We start from the raw sequence: 17,359 nt of genomic DNA, 5'->3' as shown, positions 1-17,359 counted from the left end.
CGCTTGACGCGGTTCCCTCTGGACTCCCAATTTTTCTGTAAGGATGGTGCAACGTGAGCGAAAAACGCGATTATTATGAAGTGCTGGGCGTTGACAAGAGCGCGGATGAAAAGGAGATCAAGCGTGCCTATAAGAAGCTGGCCCGCAAGTATCATCCAGACCTCAATCCGGACAACCCGAAAGAGGCAGAGGAGAAGTTCAAGGAGATCAATGAAGCCTACGATGTCCTGAAGGACCCGAAGAAACGCGCGCAGTACGACCAGTTTGGCGCCGGCGCCTTTGACGGCACGGGCGGCTTCAGTGGCGCTGGAGCCGGCGGCTTCGGCGGCTTTAGTGATTTCGGCGGCTTCGGCGGCGGTGGCGAAGGCGGCTTCAACGATATCTTCGACATGTTCTTCGGCGGTGCCGGTGCCCGCCATGCGCGTCAGCCGGGTCCGGAGCGCGGCAATGACCTGCGCTACGATCTCTCCATCAGCTTCGAAGACGCTGCTTTCGGCAAGAAGGTGGAGCTCGAGGTGCCGCGCACGGTCGAGTGCCCGACGTGCCACGGCTCTGGTGCCGCGGCGGGGACGAGCCCGGAGACGTGCCCGCACTGCCACGGCACGGGCCAGCAGCAGGTCGTGCGCAACACGGCCTTCGGCCGCATGATGAGCACGCAGACGTGCCAGCACTGCCACGGCACGGGCAAGATTGTCAAGACGCCGTGCAAGGACTGCCATGGCACGGGCCGCAAGCGCGAGACGTCGAAGGTCACGGTCAATATCCCGAAGGGCGTCGACCAGGGGTCGCGCGTCCGCCTGTCGGGTGCCGGCGAAGCGGGCCGCAATGGCGGCGGCTACGGCGACCTCTACGTCTACATCTTTGTCAAGCCGCACAAGCTCTACACGCGCCAGGGCAATGACGTCATCGTCGAAGTGCCGATCACCTTCGTGCAGGCCGCTCTCGGTGGCTCGGTACAGGTGCCGACGCTCGACGGTCCCGTCGACCTCAAGATCCCGGCTGGCATCCAGTCGGGCAAGGTCCTGCGCATCAAGGGACGCGGCATCCCGTTCCTGCGCGGTTCGGGCCGCGGCGACGAGCTCGTCCACATCAAGGTACTGACGCCGCAGAACCTCTCGGGGCGCCAGAAAGAGCTCCTGCGCGAGTTCGGCGAGATCAGCGGCGACAAGGTCAATCCGGAGCAGAAGAGCTTCCTCGACGACCTCAAGCGCTTCTTCAAGAAATAAAAATACGGCTTTGCGAAATACATCGCAAAGCCGTATTTTTTATTTCTCGGTCATGCCCAGACTTCTTCGGCAATCTCTTTGACAAGGGCGAGCTTGGCCCACTGCTCTTCCTCGGTGAGCTTGTTGCCAATCTCGCAGGAGGCAAAGCCACACTGCGGGCTCAGGCAGAGATCCTCGAGCGGCACGTACTTGGCCGCCTCGTGGATGCGCGCGATGATGGCAGCCTTGTCTTCGAGCTCCGGGCGCTTCGTTGTGATGAGGCCGAGCACTACTTTCTTGCCAGGGGTGACTTCCTTGAGGCATTCGAATCCGCCGGAGCGCTCGTCGTCGAACTCGAGGTAGTAGGCATTGACGTTCTCGCGCGTGAAGAGCGGGTCGGCAACCGGGTCGTAGGCGCCGCTGGCGAAGTAGACGGAGTGGTAGTTGCCGCGGCAGACATGCGTGTTGATGACGAGGTCGTCGGGGCTTCCTTCGATAGCCAGGTTGTTGACCGTCACGAACTGCTCGGCGAGCTTCTTGAGGTCAGAACCTTCGACGTAGGCGAATTTGCCGCCCTTCTTGCCACCGGCGGCGAGTACGCCCCAGGTGCAGTCGTCGAACTGCAGGTTGCGGCAGCCGGCCGCATAGAGGTCGCGGATGACGGTGCGGTAGCCTGCAGCAATCGCCTCGATGAGCGCTTCATCTGTCGCGTAGACCTTGCGCGTGCGCTCGATGTTGTCGGGCAGGATCATCTGCTGGAAGAACTGAGCCGGTGCCGGGATGGTCTGCTTGGCGACTGTGTTCTCGTCTGTGAGCGCCTGTACGAAACGGAAATGCTCGACAAACGGATGGTTCTCGGCAGAGAGCGGGCCCGTCAGCCAAGTGTCATCGATGAGAGCCGGCTCGCCGTGGAAGCAGACGCCCTTGTCGGTCTTCTGATGAGCGATACCCTGGAAGCCCCACATGAAGTCGAGGTGCCAGGTCGCGCGGCGGAACTCGCCGTCCGTGATGACGTGGTAGCCGGCCGCCTTCTGCTTGGCGACGAGCTCGCGGATGCACGTGTCTTCGACGTCTTTGAGCGCCTCTCTCGAGATGGCGTGCTCAGAGAACTCCTGGCGCGCTTCTTTGAGCGCTGCGGGGCGCAGGAAACTGCCGACGTAATCGAAGCGGAATGGTGTGGAAAGATGCTTGCTCATATGATTGCCTCCTGATAGATTGACGAGATGACTCTCGGATAACTTGTTTGTTCTCTTCTGTTCTTGTGGACCGAATCGGTTGATGGCTCTACTTTACCGCAAAAGGCGCGCGATGGAAAATACTTAAAACGGGCGCTTTGCCATAGATTCACTCTATGGCAAGATTGCGCCTGCCGTGGCATGCGTGGTATGATGGTAAGAGAAAAGGGGGATGGGCATGACACTCAATCAACTGCGCTACGTCGTCGAGGCGGCTTCGTCTGGCTCCATCACGGAAGCGGCACAGCGCCTCTTCATCACGCAGCCGAGCCTGACAGCGGCCATACACGCCCTGGAGGAGGAACTCGGTATCACGATTTTCCGGCGCACAAACAAAGGCATCACGCTGACGGTCAAGGGCGAGGAATTCCTTGCCTACGCGCGCCAGATGCTCGAGCAGGAGGCGATGATCCGCGAGCGCTACGGCAAGAAGCGCAAGAAGAAGCAGCTCTTCTGCGTCTCGTCACAGCATTACTCGTTCGCCGTCGAAGCGTTCGTCGACCTTTTGCGCGAGTACAGAGGGAGAGAATACGAATTCCACATGCGCGAGACGGAGACCTACAAGATACTCGAGGATGTCGGCGCGCTGCGCAGTGAGGTCGGCGTGCTCTACCTCAATCCGGCCAATGAGACAATCGTCCGCCGGGCCATACTCGACCACGGCCTGCGCTTCACGCCGCTCTACCGCGCGCAGCCGCATGTCTTCATCAGCAAGAGGAATCCGCTTGCGGAAAAGGAGGCTGTCCGCTTAGAGGACCTCGCAGACTACCCGCGCCTCTCGTACGAGCAGGGGGCGCACAACGCCTTCTACTACGCTGAGGAGATCCAGAGTACGCTACCTGTGCGCAAGGACATCGTTGTCACGGACCGCGCGACACTCTTCAACCTGCTCATCGGCCTCGACGGCTACACCATCTCGAGCGGCATCATCAACGAAGAGCTCAACGGCGAGGAGATCATCGCGCGGCCGCTGCTCGTCGACGACTTCATGGAGATCGGCTACCTGACACATGCGCACATCAAGCTCAGCCGCTATGCCGGCCGCTACATCGAGAAACTCTGCGAGCGCATCGGCAATGCCGTCCGCACCGAGTGACGGATAACCTTGTTTTTTACAGACATATCCCCTATAATGGAAAGACCTAGAACAAGAAAGGACGATGCGCTTTGAAATGGGCTGAAGTCAGTATCCGGACATCACATGAGGAGACGGAACTCATCGCGGAGATTTTCCACGACGTCGGTGCATCCGGCGTGGTCATTGAAGATCCAGAGGAATTCAACAGTTATATCGACAGTGGACTTTTCGACTACTCCAATCTGCCGAAGGCTGAGCAGACGAATATCGTGACGATCAAGGCGTATCTGCCTGTCGACGAAGAGCTTGACGACCGCCTGCGCACGTTCGAGCAGCGCGTCCGGGACCTCGCGAAAGTCGACGGCTTCGACGCGGGATCGTGCCCGATCGAATGGCATACGGTTCAGGATGAGGACTGGGCCGACAACTGGAAGGCCTACTTCCACACGGAGAAAGTCGGCGGCCTCATCGTCATCAAGCCGGCCTGGGAGGATTACGAGGCGAGCCCCGACGACATCGTCATCGACCTCGACCCCGGCGCGGCCTTCGGCACGGGCACGCATCCGACGACGGCCATGTGCATCCGCGAGCTCGAGTCGGCCGTCAAAGGCGGCATGCGCGTCTTCGATGTCGGCACGGGCTCCGGCGTGCTGGCTGTGACTGCTGCCAAGCTCGGAGCCGGCGAGGTCATCGCGATGGATTACGACCGCACGGCGGCCCACGTCGCGCAGGAGAATGTGGAGCGCAACCACGTCGAGGACCGCGTGACGACTGGCGTCTCTGATCTCCTGCAGTCTTTTACCGGCAAGGCGGATCTCATCATCGCCAACATCATCGCGGACATCGTCATCCGCCTCTTCGACGAACTCGATGCGCATCTGGCCGAGGGCGGCCATCTGCTGGCCTCGGGCATCATCGATGAGCGCGTGGCCGATGTGACGGAAGCGGCTCTTTCGCACGGCTTTGCCATCGACAAGGTCATCGAGGAGAGCGGCTGGGCTGCGATGGTCATCAGCCGGGGGGATGCACAGTGAGACGACTTTTCTACAAGGGCATCCTCGCGGATACCATCGAGATCGGCGGCGCGGATGCACACCATCTCATGCACGTCATGCGCGCGAAGCCTGGCCAGGAAGTCATCGTCGTCGACGATGAGAACCAGGTCGCGCGCATGGAGATGACCGCTTTTACGTCCGACACGGTGACGATGAAGCTCGTGGAGCGCCTCGATGCGGATACAGAGTCACCCATCCGGCTCGTCCTGGCCGTCTGCCTCCTGAAGGCCGACAAGATGGACTTCGTCGTGCAGAAGGCTGTCGAGCTCGGCGTTAACTGCATCGTGCCAGTCGCAAGCCACAACTGCGTCGTGCGCTACGACAGCAAGAAGGCCGCCCAGCGCCAGCAGCGCTGGCAGAAGATTGCCGACGAGGCGGCCAAGCAGTGCGGGCGCACCGCGCTCGTCGAGGTGCGGCCCATCGAGCCGCTCCAGAAATTCCTCTGCCATGCCTGGTATGAGGACGACATGGATTCGGAGTTCCTGTTCTGCTACGAGAACGAGCAGAATGTATCGGTGCGGGAGTGCCTGCAGCGCACGACGTCGGAGCGCTACCTGCTGCTCATCGGCCCTGAGGGCGGCTTCACGCTCGAAGAGGCAGAGGCTGTCATCAAGGCCGGCGGGCAGAGCGTCACGCTCGGGCCGCGCATCCTGCGCGCCGAGACGGCGGCCATTGCGGGCCTCAGCATTGTACAGTTTGAAAAAGGAGATTTAGGAAGTTGAAAGTTGCTTTGACCACACTTGGCTGTAAGGTCAATCAGTTCGAGACAGAGACGATGGAAGGCCTCTTCAAGCAGCACGGCTATGAAGTCGTGCCGTTTGACGCATGTGCTGACGTCTACGTCATTAACACGTGCTCGGTCACGAGCCTTGGCGACCGCAAGAGCCGCCAGATCATCCGCCGCGCACACCGCGAGAACCCGCAGGCCATCGTGGCCGTCTGCGGCTGCTACGCACAGGTCGCGCCAGATGAGATCCGGGCCATCGAGGGCGTGCGCGTCGTGCTCGGCACGAAGGAGCGCGCCCACATCGTTGACTACGTCGAGAAGGCCATGCATGAGGACGGCATCCAGGGCACGATCACGGACATTATGCAGGCAAAGACGTTCGAGGACATCCCGCTCTACGACAGCCCGGAGCGCACGCGCGCCTTCCTCAAGATCGAGGATGGTTGTCAGAACTTCTGCTCGTACTGCATCATCCCGTATGCGAGAGGGCCCGTGAAGTCGCGCCTGCCGGAGCACGTGCGCCGCGAGGCGGAGAAACTCGTCTCGATGGGCTTCAAGGAGATCGTGCTGACGGGCATCCACCTCGGCGCCTACGGCCGCGACCTCCCCGGCAGCATCACGCTGGCCGATGCCTGCCGTGAGGTGCTCTCCGTGCCGGGCCTCAAGCGCCTGCGCCTCGGCTCGCTCGAGTCCATCGAGCTCTCGCCGGAGCTCTTCGCACTGATCCGCGAGGACGAGCGCTTCTGCGCGCACCTCCACCTGCCGCTGCAGGCCGGCTCTGACAAGGTGCTCAAGGACATGAACCGCCATTATGACACGGCGGAGTTCGCGCGCCTCATCGAGCACGTCGAGCAGGAGGTGCCAGGCGTCGCCATCTCGACGGACATCATCGTCGGGTTCCCTGGCGAGACAGAGGAGGACTTCCAGCAAGGGCTCGACTTCGTCGAGAAGATGAACTTCGCCCGCATGCACGTCTTCCCGTATTCGCGCCGCACGGGCACACCAGCCGCCGCGCGCCGCGACCAGGTAGAGGAAGCCGTCAAGAAGGAGCGCGTGCACCGCATGCAGGCGCTCGCCGACCGCAAGTCAGAGGAGTTCCACAAGAGCTTCATCGGCCGCGAGATGCGCGTGCTGTTCGAGACGGAAAAAGACGGCATCACGGATGGCCTGACGGACAACTACATCCGCGTCTACACCGACGATACCGTCGATTGCGGCGAGATCTACACCGTGAAGATCGACAAGCTCTGGCGCGATGGCGTCTGGGCGCACTGCGTGCGCTGAGTCGCTGGTAAATATTTTTGCTTTTTTCCGTCGGGAAGAAGGTTTTCCGCTCATGGCGGCGAATATTATTATTATAGATGGGCGTTAAGCGCCCGTTTCGTGCCATTGATGCCATTCGTGGCAAAAGGAGGTGAATGAAGATGGCAGATTGTATCTTTTGCAAGATTGCACAGAAGGAGATCCCTTCCAAACTGGTCTATGAAGATGACACGGTCGTGGCGTTCCGTGACCTGGAGCCACAGGCACCGCAGCACGTTCTCGTGATCCCGAAGAAGCACGTCGAGAGCCTGCTGGCACTCGAGGAAGAGGACAAGGCTCTCGTCTCGCACATCCTCGTCGATGTCATCCCGCAGCTTGCCCAGAAGCTCGGCATTGCCGAGAAGGGCTTCCGTGTCGTGGCGAACACGGGCGAGGAAGGCGGTCAGACCGTGAAGCATCTGCATTTCCACCTCCTTGGCGGCCGCTCCATGCAATGGCCCCCAGGCTGACCCTCTGCGCAGGTCCTAAAACTTTTGGAGAGTGTTGACAGTGACTTGCGCCCTGCTGTATAATGGTGTGGTGTAATTCTAACGACACAAACTCCCATGTTAAGTGGAGGGGGGGAAAATAGATGGCAAACGAAATCAAAGTTGGTAAAAACGAATCGATCGATAGTGCTCTCCGCCGCTTCAAGCGTATGTCCCAGAAGGCTGGCACGCTTGCTGAAGTGAGAAAACGTGAACATTACGAGAAACCGAGCGTTCGCCGCAAGAAGAAGTCTGAGGCAGCTCGTAAACGCAAGTACAGAGGTTAATCCGTCATTTGCGCCAGGCGCCTGCGAGTTGAGAGATTCGCGGGTGCCTTTTTATATGAGAAGAGAGGAAGATCAATCATGTCGATCAAGGAACAGCTTACAGCTGATATGAAAGAAGCCATGAAGAGCCACGATAAGGACCGCCTGTCGGTCATCCGCTTCGTGCGCGGTGCCATCCGTCAGGCCGAGATCGATGGCGGCCACAAAGAGCTCAGCGATGAGGACGTCATCGGCGTCATCAGCAAGGAAGTCAAAATGCGCAAGGACTCCATCGAGGAGTTCAAGAAGGGCGGCCGCGAGGACCTCGTCGCGAAGACGCAGGCCGAGATCGACGTGCTCATGCCGTATCTGCCGGCACAGCTTTCCGAGGACGAGATCCGCGCTCTTGTCAAGGAAGCCGTCGAGAAGACGGGCGCTTCGTCGCCGAAGGACATGGGCAAGGTCATGGGCATGCTGATGCCGAAGGTCAAGGGACGCGCCGACGGCAAGATGGTCAACACGATTGTCCGCAGCATGCTGCAGGGCTGATTTGCAGAAGAGAGGGGCTGCCACACGAGTGGCAGCCTTTTTCGATGCGAAAATAAGGCAATCTGTGTATGGAAAAGGTTTTTGGCAAGGCGCGTCGAATCATAAAAAGAGAACACGATTACATCATCACGATCATCATCTTCATCATAGAAGGGAGGATTCTTTATGGATAGCATCACCATGCCGGTCCTGCAGGTCCTGCTGCTGGCCATCATGTTCCTGGCGATACTCGTCGAGGTCAAGACGGGCGGCACGGGTGCAGGCATCATGTTCGGACTCGTCGCGGCCGTCGTCTTCTGGGGCAGCCAGTACGTCAAAGGGGCGGCCGACCTCTTCCAGATTGGGCTCTTTCTCGGCGGCATCCTCTGCATCGTCGTCGAGATGTTGCTGCCGACTGTCGGACTCCTGGCCGGCGTCGGCGTGGCGGCCATGCTCTACAGCCTCGTGATGGCGCTCGGCGGCAATCTCGCCGCAGTGGCCGTGCTGATTTTTGCGTTGGTGGCCGCTGTCGGCGTCTTTGCGCTGATCGTCAACCAGCTGCCCTCGAGCCGTCTCTGGAAGCGTTTCGTGCTCAAGGACCAGTCGACGGCCAAGCGCGGCTATGTCAGCGCGGTGGAGAAACCGCATCTCATCGGCGAGCGCGGCAGAGTCCTGACGGAACTGCGCCCGTCCGGGTCGGCGCTCCTTGCCGGCCATCCCGTCGACGTCGTCTCAGAGGGAACCTTCATTGCGAAGGGCGAGCTCGTCCAGGTTGTCGAAGTACAGGGCAGCCGCGTCGTCGTGCGCCGCGTGGAGCAGCTCCAAGAGGCGAAGGGCAAGCCCCATCCGCAACAGTAAAGTAAGGCAGATACAATATAGGAGGCATTTTTATGGCATCCCTGATCACATCCGCATTCATTCTCGTGCTCATCGCAGCGGCCATCATGGTGTTCCTGCACTTCGTGCCGCTTGGGCTCTGGATCTCGGCACTGGCAGCCGACGTCCACGTCAGCATCATCACACTCGTCGGCATGCGCATGCGCCGCGTGCCGCCGGCCAAGATCATCCTGCCGCTCATCAAGGCCAATAAGGCGGGGCTCAATGTGCAGGTCAATCAGCTCGAGGCGCATTACCTCGCGGGCGGCAACGTCGACAAGGTCGTCGACGCGCTGATCGCGGCGCACCGCGCGCAGATTCCTCTGCCGTTCGAGCGCTCGGCTGCCATCGATCTCGCCGGCCGCGATGTGCTGGAAGCCGTGCAGATGAGCGTCAACCCGAAGGTCATCGAGACTCCGGTCGTCTCAGCCGTCGCGCGCAACGGCATCGAGCTCAAGATCAAGGCGCGCGTCACCGTGCGCGCCAACATTGACCGCCTCGTCGGCGGTGCCGGCGAGCCGACCATCATCGCGCGTGTCGGCGAGGGCATCGTCACGACAGTCGGCTCGTCGGAGAGCCACAACGACGTGCTCGCCAATCCGGACGACATCAGCAAGACGGTGCTCGGCAAGGGACTCGATGCCGGCACGGCCTTCGAGATTCTCTCCATCGATATCGCTGACGTCGACGTCGGCCGCAACATCGGCGCTGAGCTCCAGACCGATCAGGCCGAGGCCGATAAGCGCATCGCGCAGGCCAAGGCAGAGGAGCGCCGCGCGATGGCCGTGGCCAAGGAACAGGAGATGAAGGCCTACACGCAGGAGATGGAGGCAAAGGTCGTCGAGGCGCAGGCCGATGTTCCGCATGCCATGGCAGAGGCACTGCGCGAAGGCCGCCTCGGCGTCATGGACTACTACAACCTCAACAACGTGCAGGCGGACACCGATATGCGCAATGCCATCAGCACGGCCGGCGCGGACGACAAGATGCGTCCGACGCAGCCAGTGAAATGAGTGCGGCGAGCCGCGTGAAGATGCGCGGCCAGAAGGATTGAGAGAGGGGAGATCAGGATGGATTCATCCATATGGGTCATCATCTTGTTCGCCATCATGGCGATTCTCAGCGATAAACTCGGCAAGAAGAAGACGCCCAAGAGAATGCCGCCGTTCCCGCCGCGCGATGTGGACCGCACGCTGCCGCCCCCCATGCCGGAACCATGGGGAAAGGCGGAGCGCGGGGAAAAGAACGTACCCTTCGAGATTCCTGATATCAAGGGGGCCCCGCTGCCGCAGGGCATGACGGACGAAGGCGGCATCTATCGTGAGCCCGGCACGAAGATGCAGGACATGCTCGAAGCCTACCGCGAGGAGATGGCCGACAAGGCGCGCGCCGCAGCGTACGAAGCGCAGCGCCGCGCAGAAGAAGCTGCCATCCGCGCCGAGGAAGAGGCCGTCTACGCGCAGCAGGCAGGCCTTGCAAAGAAGAAGACTGCACGCCGCGCTGCCATCCTGCCGCAATTCACGCCGGATCAGGTGCAGCAGGCTGTCGTTATGGCCGAGATACTGGGAAGACCAAAGGCATACCGCCATCATTCCCCATATCGTCGGCGCTAGGCGGCCAGGCCGTACAGGAGAAGCCTTCTCAGATTTTCAGGGAAGGCTTTTCTTGTGAGTTTTTTCATGACAAATCCGCGATTCTGTAGTAGAATTATAGAATTTGCAACAAGAAAGGCAGAGTCCCTTGTAAATAAAGGGTTCTCTGCCTTTTTCTTTGCTGAAAGGTAACAGAAAGGTAACACTTTTACCAGATATTAGCGAGAATATCGGCTACTTCCTGCCCTTTGACGGGGTATAGGTGGCTGTAAATGTCCAGTGTGGTCTGGATGGATTTGTGGCCTAGGCGGTCACGTATGACGATGGGCGGCACGTTCTTCTGGATGAGCATGGACGCATGGGAGTGCCGGAGATCATGAATCTTGATGAGCGGCAGGCCCGCCTTCTCGGCTATCTTGTGGAAGTGCCTTGTCAGGTTGTAGTTGAACGGCAGAGACTCGAACAGGCGCGTGTGTGGCGTGGGGTTCGGTATCGCTTGGATATGTTCACTCAGGGCTTGGCATAGCTGGGGCGGTATGGATACCGTGCGGTTGCTGTGCGCCGTCTTTGGCGTGGTGATCTTGTCCTTGGCGTCGTAGCGGTGGTATGTCTTGGACACGGAGATCGAGCCAGCTTGCAGGTCAATGTCTTGGACGGTGAGGGCGAACGCTTCACCGACACGAAGACCAGACCAGAACAGCAGGCGGAAGAGAGTCCTATAGGGTTCTTCTCCTTCGGCGGCACGGTCGAACGCCTTGAACTGTTCTACTGTCCAGAACTGTATCGTCTGTTGGGCGGGTGCGCTCTTGACCGTCGTGCCAGCTATCTTGGCGGGGTTGCGTGGAAGGCTGTAATACTTGCACGCGAAAGACAGGACGGAAGAAAGCCGCCCGTGTAGATACTGGATGAACCTGTCCGAGAGTTCCGTGGAATCGTGCAGCTCGGTTTCCCATCGCCTGACGATGGCGGGCGTGATCTGGTTGATTGGCATGTCCTTGAAGTATGGCAGCACGCGCCGTTCTACGTTCGGGATAACAGAGTGCACGGATGATTCTTTGACGCGGTGCTTGAAGTCCTTCTTGTAGACCGCCCATAGGTTGCCGAACGTCATGCTGGGGGAGCCTGCTTCTCGCTCGATGAAGTCCCGTTCGTAGGCAAGTGCTTCCCGCTTGGTGGGAAAGCCGGACGCCTTCTTCTGCCGTCTCTTGCCCTGCCAGTCGGTGTAACGGAACATGATGAGCCAGCTTGTCTTGCCGTCCTGCAAGGTGCGTTTCTCAATGTGTGACATGTGCAGCACCTTCCCCATAGCTGGCGATGAAGTCGAGCAGGGCCGCTTTCTCGTGGTCGTAGACCTGTGTCAGGAAGGGCACAAGGTTCCGTTCCGTGGCGTACTGGTCAAGGGCCGTGTAGTAGGGAGCCTGATTCTCGGCCTTGATGGAGACAGGCAGGAAGCCGCCCGCCATGAGCTGGTAGTTCATGATCATGCGGGATGTTCTGCCGTTGCCGTCGGCGAATGGATGGATGCGCACAAACTCGGCGTGCGTCCATGCGGCAAACTCTACGGGGTGCATCCTGTCCCTGTTGGTGGGCATGTCCGCGAAGAAGAACTTGATTTGCTGGAGCATGTCATATGGCTCGGGCGGGCGGTGCGATGCGCCAATGATGCGCACGGCATGGGAACGGTAGATGCCGCCTTGCATGATGTTTTGCATCAGGATTTCATGGATGTCCTTCACGAGTTCTTCATCCAGAGGGCGGCCTTCTCGGATGAGCTGGCGTACATAGGTGAAGGCACGGTCGTGGTTCGTGACCTCGTACACCTCGCGGAGTTTCTTGCCGCCAATGGAAATGCCGTCCTCGAGCAGCACTTTCGTTTCCACAAGGGAAAGCGTGTTGCCTTCGATTTGCGTGGAGTCGTGGGCATACGTCACGTCGAAGTCGCGGTTGTAGTTGTCGAGCACGTCAGGCGGCAGTGTGCTGGCGATGCGGGACATGTCGGCCTTGAGTCGGTCAAGGGCCTTGTAGTCGAAGTCGGTCATGGTCGCGTTTCGTCCTTTCAGTGTGATATAATAAATAGCATTTAGTCTTTCTTGTGTTTGCCGTTGGCCTTCGGGTCGGCGGCTTTTTCTTTTGTCTGATCAGCGAGTGGGCTGTCAGCTTTGTCTGGTTCCTTACTGGTAGGGAAAGGGTCATGTCCTAGGAACGGCGTGAGCGGGCGGCCTTTTTGGTAGGCCAACAACATGTCCTTGTAGTGTTGGTATTGTTGCACGCCCATGAGAAGTACGGAAATGAACGCTTTATCGGCACTTGTATGCGCTTCTTCGTTGGCTTTATCTACGAAAGCGCGAAAAGTGTCAGTTGGCATCACAATGTCGAGGGTTTGTTTCTGACCTGCTGTTGCGTGTAGTATGAGATTTTCGATGAACAAGTCCTTGCTTAAGCGTTCGTATGCATCAGCAGGAATATGCAGATTGATGCTGTCTGTATCGTGCGTTGTAGTTATGCCGACGCTCTGCAACATGTACTCTGCGCGTTCGTAGAGGTCAACATGGTAGCCGAGCAAATCGTCTACGGAGACATGCAGCGCGGTGGCGATGGAAACGAGCGTGCTTGCTTGCGGTTCTCTTTTCCCTGTTTCGTAGTAACCGATTGCCGCACTGGAGATGTTGGACATATCGGCAAGTTCTTGGCGGCTGAGACCATGCGCTTCTCGTAATTGCTTGAGCTTTTTCGTGAATTGAATCAATGGGTTTGGCTCCTTCCAACAACTGTTTCATTATCATGTTGACATTCTAACACATGTTGGATATAATGGGAATAAGAAACAACAAAGTTTGCGTATTAAAACTATTGTTGTTTCACATGAAACATTGAAGGGAGTGAACCGTATGGACAAGGCAAAACTGCTTGATCTGATGGCTGAGAAGGGCCTGACACAGGCGGGGCTGGCGAATAAGGCTGGCGTGTCGCGGACGGCTGTCTGGGGCATGATGAAGAAAGGCCGCACGCCAACGATTGTAACGCTCGGCAAGATTGCCCGTGTACTTGGCGTGCGTCCGTCTGAGCTGATGGACATGTGACGGCACAAGAAAAGCCGCCCGTGGGCGGCAGTACAGAAAGAGAGGTAACGCTATGAGTATTCCGACGAGTGAGCAAGAGACGGTCGTCCAGTATGACCGCAACGGCGAGACGATGACCGTCTACACAACGGATTCAACGCAGATCACACGCCTTGATAAGATTTACCAGCGACATAAAGAACACAAGCAGGCTGGCGAGGTCGTTGCTGTGGAGTACGTCGTGGACAAGAACCTGCTGTCTTATCGGTCAAGGCGTGTCAAGCGTACCTTGTCAGACGAACAGCGGGCGGAGATGGTAGCGAGATTGAAAGCAGGGCGAGAAAAGGCCAGTCAAGCAGGGGTCTAATTTCGATTTTAAAGTCATTTCCCCTTGTAGCTACAAGAAGGAGTAAAATCCAAAGACATACGGGTACACTTACCTAGGGGCGACAATAGAAGGGCCGCTCGTAGGCTGTACAGAAAGGATGAACGATATGAACGCAACTATTGAACCGAAAGTAGATGTGAAGCACGAGGTCACGATTGACCTGTGTGACCTGTCTATTGCGATGGCAGAGGAAGAACAGGACGATGGCGAGCTGGCCATGATGCGTGCGGACGCAATTGCGAAGATCATGAATCGGTACATCGACGAGGACACGACGATTGCAATCAACAGTGTCAACCTGAGCTACACAGACCATGTTTCCGTCGATGCCTATGAGTATCATCAGAGGGATGAAGGAGGCCGTTGTACGGTGGGCCTGTCTTTCCGAGACGCAGATGATCGAGAGCTTGCCTTGTGGCTTGTGGATGCAGTAGGTAGCGAATTACACCTTGAGTTTCACAACAGTGAGCAGGTTGGCGTCGGGAAGCTGCTTGTTATCAGCTTGAAGTAAGAGCGAGGTGGGCATGATGGAACAGGTACAAAGGGCGGCACTTCCTAGCTTCATGCAGGAGCGCATGGCGGCCCTTGAGTCGGCTGGCTATGCGGTGCAAGAGACGTGCCGAGACAACGACCACTTCACGGCGGGCATGGAGAACCAGCAGGGCCGAGTGCTCGTGATTGTCGGCAAGGCCGAGACTGGCGGGCGGCATGGTGAACTCAACGTGTTCTTCGAGCGTGGCGGCTGGCGTGCACTGATCAGCAAGTTACAGGCAATGAAAGGATGACAACAATGAAACAAGAAGTGAACGAGAAAATCGACACCGAGACGGTTCGATTTGTCACGACGAAAGAAGCCATGAAAATCATGTGCTGCTCGCGTCCAGCAGCTAGTCGGGCTATCCATCTGACGAACGAGCGTTTGAAGAAGAAGGGCTGCTACACGATGCGCGGGCGTTGCAATCGTCAGGCGTTTTTCGAAACACTCGGCATCTGTTGATGCAGAAAGGATGAATGACTATGAAAAAACAGATTGTTGACCTCTCAGTGTTCTGGGAGTCGGTGGCGAAACATCATGCCGAGGAATACGAAGGTGCGCGGCGACACATCGAGAACGCAATCAATCAGGCCCTTGCTGGCGTGTCGGCGGTGGCATGGGAAGGGATGGCGATTCGTGGCGTGCGTCACATCCGCGTGGGCAATGCGTTGGAGCTGGCCTTGCTGGATGCAGACGGTGATGTGATTGCTGATTCCGAGGGCGCGCTGCTGATGTATGACAGGCTGGTTCTCAAAACATGGCCTGATGACGGCGGCCTGCTTGAGATTAAGCTGGAAAGGTTGTGACACGAATGAGCGCAAACAAAAAAGCCGTTGCAGGTGCGGGAACACCAACAGCGGCAGAAGGACAAGTTGTTTTGACCGACACTTCGTCCATATCCATTTTACCACAAAACGAGGAAGCCGCCCAGAAAATTGTGATGCTGGTGGCGAAAACATTGTGCCGCCTGTACGGTGAAGCGACGGGCCAGCAGTTGGAAGTCGTTTCCGTGAAGCGACGGCAGTATACAACAGAATGAAATTGTGGAGAGCCGGAGATGTGTGCGGCTCTCTTTTGTCTGAATATGAAAGGTGGTGACGGTATGTCAGACAACAAGAAAACCAACATGGATGAATCTGCAAAACCATATATAGATCCGCCTAAAGAGCTGTTCTATAGCAAGGATTTGACGGAGCCTGAGCTGGTGTATTACATCATGATAGTCATGCTATCCTACACAAAAGGCTATTGCTTTATGTCGAATCGTAACTTAGGGGCGATACGAGGAAAGTCAATTCGTACTATGCAGCGTATCATAGACGGACTGAGAACGAAAGGCTATGTACAGGTCAAGGTTTATGTCGACGATGAAGGGAACAGCCATCGAAACATCATACCTACAAAGCATGTCAAGTTAGTCATGGGGCATGTCAAATTTGACGTGGGGGGTGTCATGAGTGACGTAGGGGGCATGACAGATTTGTCGCCCACCCCATGTCAGAATTGGCAACATAATAACAACAAGATGAATAAGAGCGCAAATGCGGATTTGCGCAAGCGTGCATCCTATCAGCAGGATAAGACGGAGACGATGTTCAGCGAGTTCTATCAGGCATATCCGAAGAAGCGAGACAAGGCGAAGGCACGGAAGTCATTCTTCAAGATCAAGAACCTGCCTGACGTGTTCCCTCAGCTGATGAAAGGGCTAGAGCAGCAGAAGTTGTCGGCAGACTGGAAGAAGGATGGCGGCAAGTACATCCCATATCCTTCAACGTGGCTGAATGACGAGAGATGGGAGGACGAGCTGGCAACACAGGTACAGCCGCCCGCGTCCGCTTCTTCGGCGTGGGGTGGTATTCCCATGGTGTCAGACGAGACAGAAGAAGAACGGCAGGCCAGAGTTGAAGCATCGATTCGAGAAATGAAAATGCAGGATCAGGCCGATAGGTGAAAGGCGGCGACGATATGAGCGGCGAATTGTCAAGCTAAGTGCAACACCTTTGAGAAATAGACCTCATATGGTGTTTTGTAGCCAAGGCACTTCCTAGGGCGCAGGTTCAACTCATGGTACTTCCGTTGGATGTAATCCTCTGGCGTATCCGTGATGTCCTTGCCTTTCGGGAAGAACTCCCGCAGAAGCCCATTGGTATTCTCGTTGGTCCCGCGCTCCCATGGATGGTGCGGAGCAGGAAAGTAGAACGTCACACGCTTCAGTTCCTTGCTGAGTTGAGCATGTTTCGAGAATTCCTTTCCGCGATCTGGCGTGACCGAAAGATGCGGCTGCCCCGAGAGTGCTTCACACATCACCTTGTTGACGGCAGCGGCAGTCTTGCTCGCGGCCTTTCCACCAAGCAAGTACCGGCTCTTCCGGTCCACCAGCGTGACGAGGCAGGCCTTTCCTTGCTTACCCACCACCGTATCCGCTTCCCAGTGACCACGGACGGAACGGTTCGTCGCACTGGCAGGACGATCCTCGATGGGGTGCGATATGACGAACTTGCCACGATGTTCTTCGTTGCCTTTCTTGTGACGCCGTTTCCCATGATGCCGTAGTTTCCGAAGTACGAACTTCGCTGAAGCTCCTGGCGGGTTCAGCAGTCCTGCGTGGATAGCGCGGTAGATCGTCGGAACGCTGACGAGACGGCAGCCATGCTCCAACTGGATCCGTCCGACAATCTCCTCTGGCGACCAGTGGTACGCCAGGATACAGATCTGGATGTAGGAATGAAGTGGTGTATACTCCAGCCGCTTATGCGGACGACAGGCTTTCCTGCGCTGCTTGTAGAGCGCTTGCGCGGTCAACGGGCAGTACGACATAGGCTGGTCCGCAGGGGCCGCATTGCGGAGAAGCTCACGCGAGATGGTCGACTTGCTCCGGTTCAGCAGATGGGCAATCTCCGTGATGGATTTGCCCTCAGCAAGAAAAAAGAGTATCTTTTCTCGCTCAAATGGTGTAAGATGTGTGTAGTGGCACATAGGCTCTCCTTTTGTTATAGGTAGTTCTCTTCAAACACCATTATAGCAA

The 17,359-nt window shown here is 57.6% G+C and carries 24 protein-coding genes; 19 read left to right on the top strand and 5 right to left on the bottom strand.

Annotated elements, in window-relative coordinates; all coding sequences use genetic code 11:
- The first annotated feature begins 53 nt into the window (after positions 1–53).
- Positions 54–1,226: a molecular chaperone DnaJ gene (dnaJ, locus tag QDI87_RS05615; RefSeq protein ID WP_036373991.1), complete on the top strand. Its 1,173-nt coding sequence runs from the start codon at positions 54–56 to the stop codon at positions 1,224–1,226.
- Between the two features lie 50 nt (positions 1,227–1,276).
- Here dnaJ and QDI87_RS05610 read toward each other — a convergent pair whose 3' ends face one another.
- Complete coding sequence (locus QDI87_RS05610; RefSeq protein ID WP_278742490.1) at positions 1,277–2,401, bottom strand: 5-methyltetrahydropteroyltriglutamate--homocysteine S-methyltransferase; 1,125 nt, start codon at positions 2,399–2,401, stop codon at positions 1,277–1,279.
- A 217-nt stretch (positions 2,402–2,618) separates the two neighbouring features.
- Here QDI87_RS05610 and QDI87_RS05605 point away from each other — a divergent pair, with 217 nt between their 5' ends.
- The 10 genes from QDI87_RS05605 to QDI87_RS05560 all read left to right on the top strand — a co-directional run bounded on the left by QDI87_RS05605 (position 2,619) and on the right by QDI87_RS05560 (position 10,373).
- A complete protein-coding gene (locus QDI87_RS05605; RefSeq protein ID WP_055160284.1) occupies positions 2,619–3,536 on the top strand; it encodes a LysR family transcriptional regulator in 918 nt (305 codons plus the stop codon).
- Positions 3,537–3,607: 71 nt separating this feature from the next.
- Positions 3,608–4,552: a 50S ribosomal protein L11 methyltransferase gene (gene prmA, locus QDI87_RS05600; RefSeq protein ID WP_036373987.1), complete on the top strand. Its 945-nt coding sequence runs from the start codon at positions 3,608–3,610 to the stop codon at positions 4,550–4,552.
- Positions 4,549–5,295 carry a 16S rRNA (uracil(1498)-N(3))-methyltransferase gene (locus tag QDI87_RS05595; protein ID WP_036373986.1) on the top strand — a complete coding sequence of 249 codons (747 nt, stop codon included), beginning with the start codon at positions 4,549–4,551 and terminating at the stop codon, positions 5,293–5,295. The genes prmA and QDI87_RS05595 overlap by 4 nt, the downstream gene beginning before the upstream one ends.
- The gene (gene mtaB, locus QDI87_RS05590; protein ID WP_278742487.1) at positions 5,292–6,584 is read left to right on the top strand and encodes a tRNA (N(6)-L-threonylcarbamoyladenosine(37)-C(2))-methylthiotransferase MtaB; all 1,293 of its coding nucleotides are present in this window, start codon (positions 5,292–5,294) and stop codon (positions 6,582–6,584) included. Before QDI87_RS05595 ends, mtaB begins: the two co-directional genes overlap by 4 nt.
- Positions 6,585–6,724: 140 nt before the next feature.
- Positions 6,725–7,072: a histidine triad nucleotide-binding protein gene (locus QDI87_RS05585; protein WP_036373982.1), complete on the top strand. Its 348-nt coding sequence runs from the start codon at positions 6,725–6,727 to the stop codon at positions 7,070–7,072.
- A gap of 122 nt (positions 7,073–7,194) precedes the next feature.
- Positions 7,195–7,377: a 30S ribosomal protein S21 gene (gene rpsU, locus QDI87_RS05580; RefSeq protein ID WP_005841552.1), complete on the top strand. Its 183-nt coding sequence runs from the start codon at positions 7,195–7,197 to the stop codon at positions 7,375–7,377.
- A gap of 78 nt (positions 7,378–7,455) precedes the next feature.
- Positions 7,456–7,905 carry a GatB/YqeY domain-containing protein gene (locus QDI87_RS05575; RefSeq protein ID WP_036373979.1) on the top strand — a complete coding sequence of 150 codons (450 nt, stop codon included), beginning with the start codon at positions 7,456–7,458 and terminating at the stop codon, positions 7,903–7,905.
- A 165-nt stretch (positions 7,906–8,070) separates the two neighbouring features.
- Positions 8,071–8,742: an NfeD family protein gene (locus tag QDI87_RS05570; RefSeq protein WP_055159905.1), complete on the top strand. Its 672-nt coding sequence runs from the start codon at positions 8,071–8,073 to the stop codon at positions 8,740–8,742.
- A 32-nt stretch (positions 8,743–8,774) separates the two neighbouring features.
- The gene (gene floA, locus QDI87_RS05565) at positions 8,775–9,773 is read left to right on the top strand and encodes a flotillin-like protein FloA (protein ID WP_055159907.1); all 999 of its coding nucleotides are present in this window, start codon (positions 8,775–8,777) and stop codon (positions 9,771–9,773) included.
- A gap of 57 nt (positions 9,774–9,830) precedes the next feature.
- On the top strand, positions 9,831–10,373 hold the full coding sequence (locus tag QDI87_RS05560) for a hypothetical protein (protein WP_055159909.1): 543 nt from the start codon (positions 9,831–9,833) through the stop codon (positions 10,371–10,373).
- Positions 10,374–10,560: 187 nt separating this feature from the next.
- Here the strand turns inward: QDI87_RS05560 and QDI87_RS05555 are convergent, their stop codons facing one another.
- Genes QDI87_RS05555 through QDI87_RS05545 form a run of 3 tightly spaced genes read right to left on the bottom strand, consistent with a single transcriptional unit; the run spans position 10,561 to position 13,098 of the window.
- On the bottom strand, positions 10,561–11,640 hold the full coding sequence (locus QDI87_RS05555; protein WP_036374453.1) for a site-specific integrase: 1,080 nt from the start codon (positions 11,638–11,640) through the stop codon (positions 10,561–10,563).
- The gene (locus tag QDI87_RS05550) at positions 11,627–12,391 is read right to left on the bottom strand and encodes a Fic family protein (RefSeq protein WP_036373973.1); all 765 of its coding nucleotides are present in this window, start codon (positions 12,389–12,391) and stop codon (positions 11,627–11,629) included. Before QDI87_RS05550 ends, QDI87_RS05555 begins: the two co-directional genes overlap by 14 nt.
- A 41-nt stretch (positions 12,392–12,432) precedes the next feature.
- On the bottom strand, positions 12,433–13,098 hold the full coding sequence (locus QDI87_RS05545) for a helix-turn-helix domain-containing protein (RefSeq protein ID WP_051652125.1): 666 nt from the start codon (positions 13,096–13,098) through the stop codon (positions 12,433–12,435).
- Between the two features lie 142 nt (positions 13,099–13,240).
- Between QDI87_RS05545 and QDI87_RS05540 the strand changes: the two genes are divergently transcribed.
- From QDI87_RS05540 to QDI87_RS05505, 8 genes are all read left to right on the top strand, one after another.
- Positions 13,241–13,432: a helix-turn-helix domain-containing protein gene (locus QDI87_RS05540; RefSeq protein WP_036373970.1), complete on the top strand. Its 192-nt coding sequence runs from the start codon at positions 13,241–13,243 to the stop codon at positions 13,430–13,432.
- 52 nt (positions 13,433–13,484) lie between these two features.
- A complete protein-coding gene (locus QDI87_RS05535) occupies positions 13,485–13,778 on the top strand; it encodes a hypothetical protein (RefSeq protein ID WP_036373967.1) in 294 nt (97 codons plus the stop codon).
- Between the two features lie 127 nt (positions 13,779–13,905).
- Positions 13,906–14,310 carry a hypothetical protein gene (locus QDI87_RS05530; RefSeq protein ID WP_155948025.1) on the top strand — a complete coding sequence of 135 codons (405 nt, stop codon included), beginning with the start codon at positions 13,906–13,908 and terminating at the stop codon, positions 14,308–14,310.
- 13 nt (positions 14,311–14,323) lie between these two features.
- Complete coding sequence (locus QDI87_RS05525) at positions 14,324–14,584, top strand: hypothetical protein (protein WP_036373961.1); 261 nt, start codon at positions 14,324–14,326, stop codon at positions 14,582–14,584.
- A gap of 5 nt (positions 14,585–14,589) precedes the next feature.
- Complete coding sequence (locus tag QDI87_RS05520; protein WP_036373958.1) at positions 14,590–14,796, top strand: hypothetical protein; 207 nt, start codon at positions 14,590–14,592, stop codon at positions 14,794–14,796.
- 20 nt (positions 14,797–14,816) lie between these two features.
- On the top strand, positions 14,817–15,140 hold the full coding sequence (locus QDI87_RS05515; RefSeq protein ID WP_155948024.1) for a hypothetical protein: 324 nt from the start codon (positions 14,817–14,819) through the stop codon (positions 15,138–15,140).
- A gap of 5 nt (positions 15,141–15,145) precedes the next feature.
- The gene (locus QDI87_RS05510; protein WP_155948023.1) at positions 15,146–15,373 is read left to right on the top strand and encodes a hypothetical protein; all 228 of its coding nucleotides are present in this window, start codon (positions 15,146–15,148) and stop codon (positions 15,371–15,373) included.
- A 63-nt stretch (positions 15,374–15,436) separates the two neighbouring features.
- Positions 15,437–16,285 carry a helix-turn-helix domain-containing protein gene (locus QDI87_RS05505; protein WP_162177181.1) on the top strand — a complete coding sequence of 283 codons (849 nt, stop codon included), beginning with the start codon at positions 15,437–15,439 and terminating at the stop codon, positions 16,283–16,285.
- 29 nt (positions 16,286–16,314) lie between these two features.
- Here the strand turns inward: QDI87_RS05505 and QDI87_RS05500 are convergent, their stop codons facing one another.
- Positions 16,315–17,310 (bottom strand): IS30 family transposase, encoded by a 996-nt coding sequence (locus QDI87_RS05500; RefSeq protein WP_278742482.1) that lies wholly within the window; start codon positions 17,308–17,310, stop codon positions 16,315–16,317.
- Between the last annotated feature and the right edge of the window lie 49 nt (positions 17,311–17,359).

It is taken from the genome of Mitsuokella jalaludinii (assembly GCF_928722185.1).
GTDB classification, from domain to species: Bacteria; Bacillota; Negativicutes; order Selenomonadales; family Selenomonadaceae; genus Mitsuokella; species Mitsuokella jalaludinii.
The sequence above is the reverse complement of the archived record's forward strand: the minus strand, read 5'-3'. Positions and strand labels throughout refer to the sequence as shown.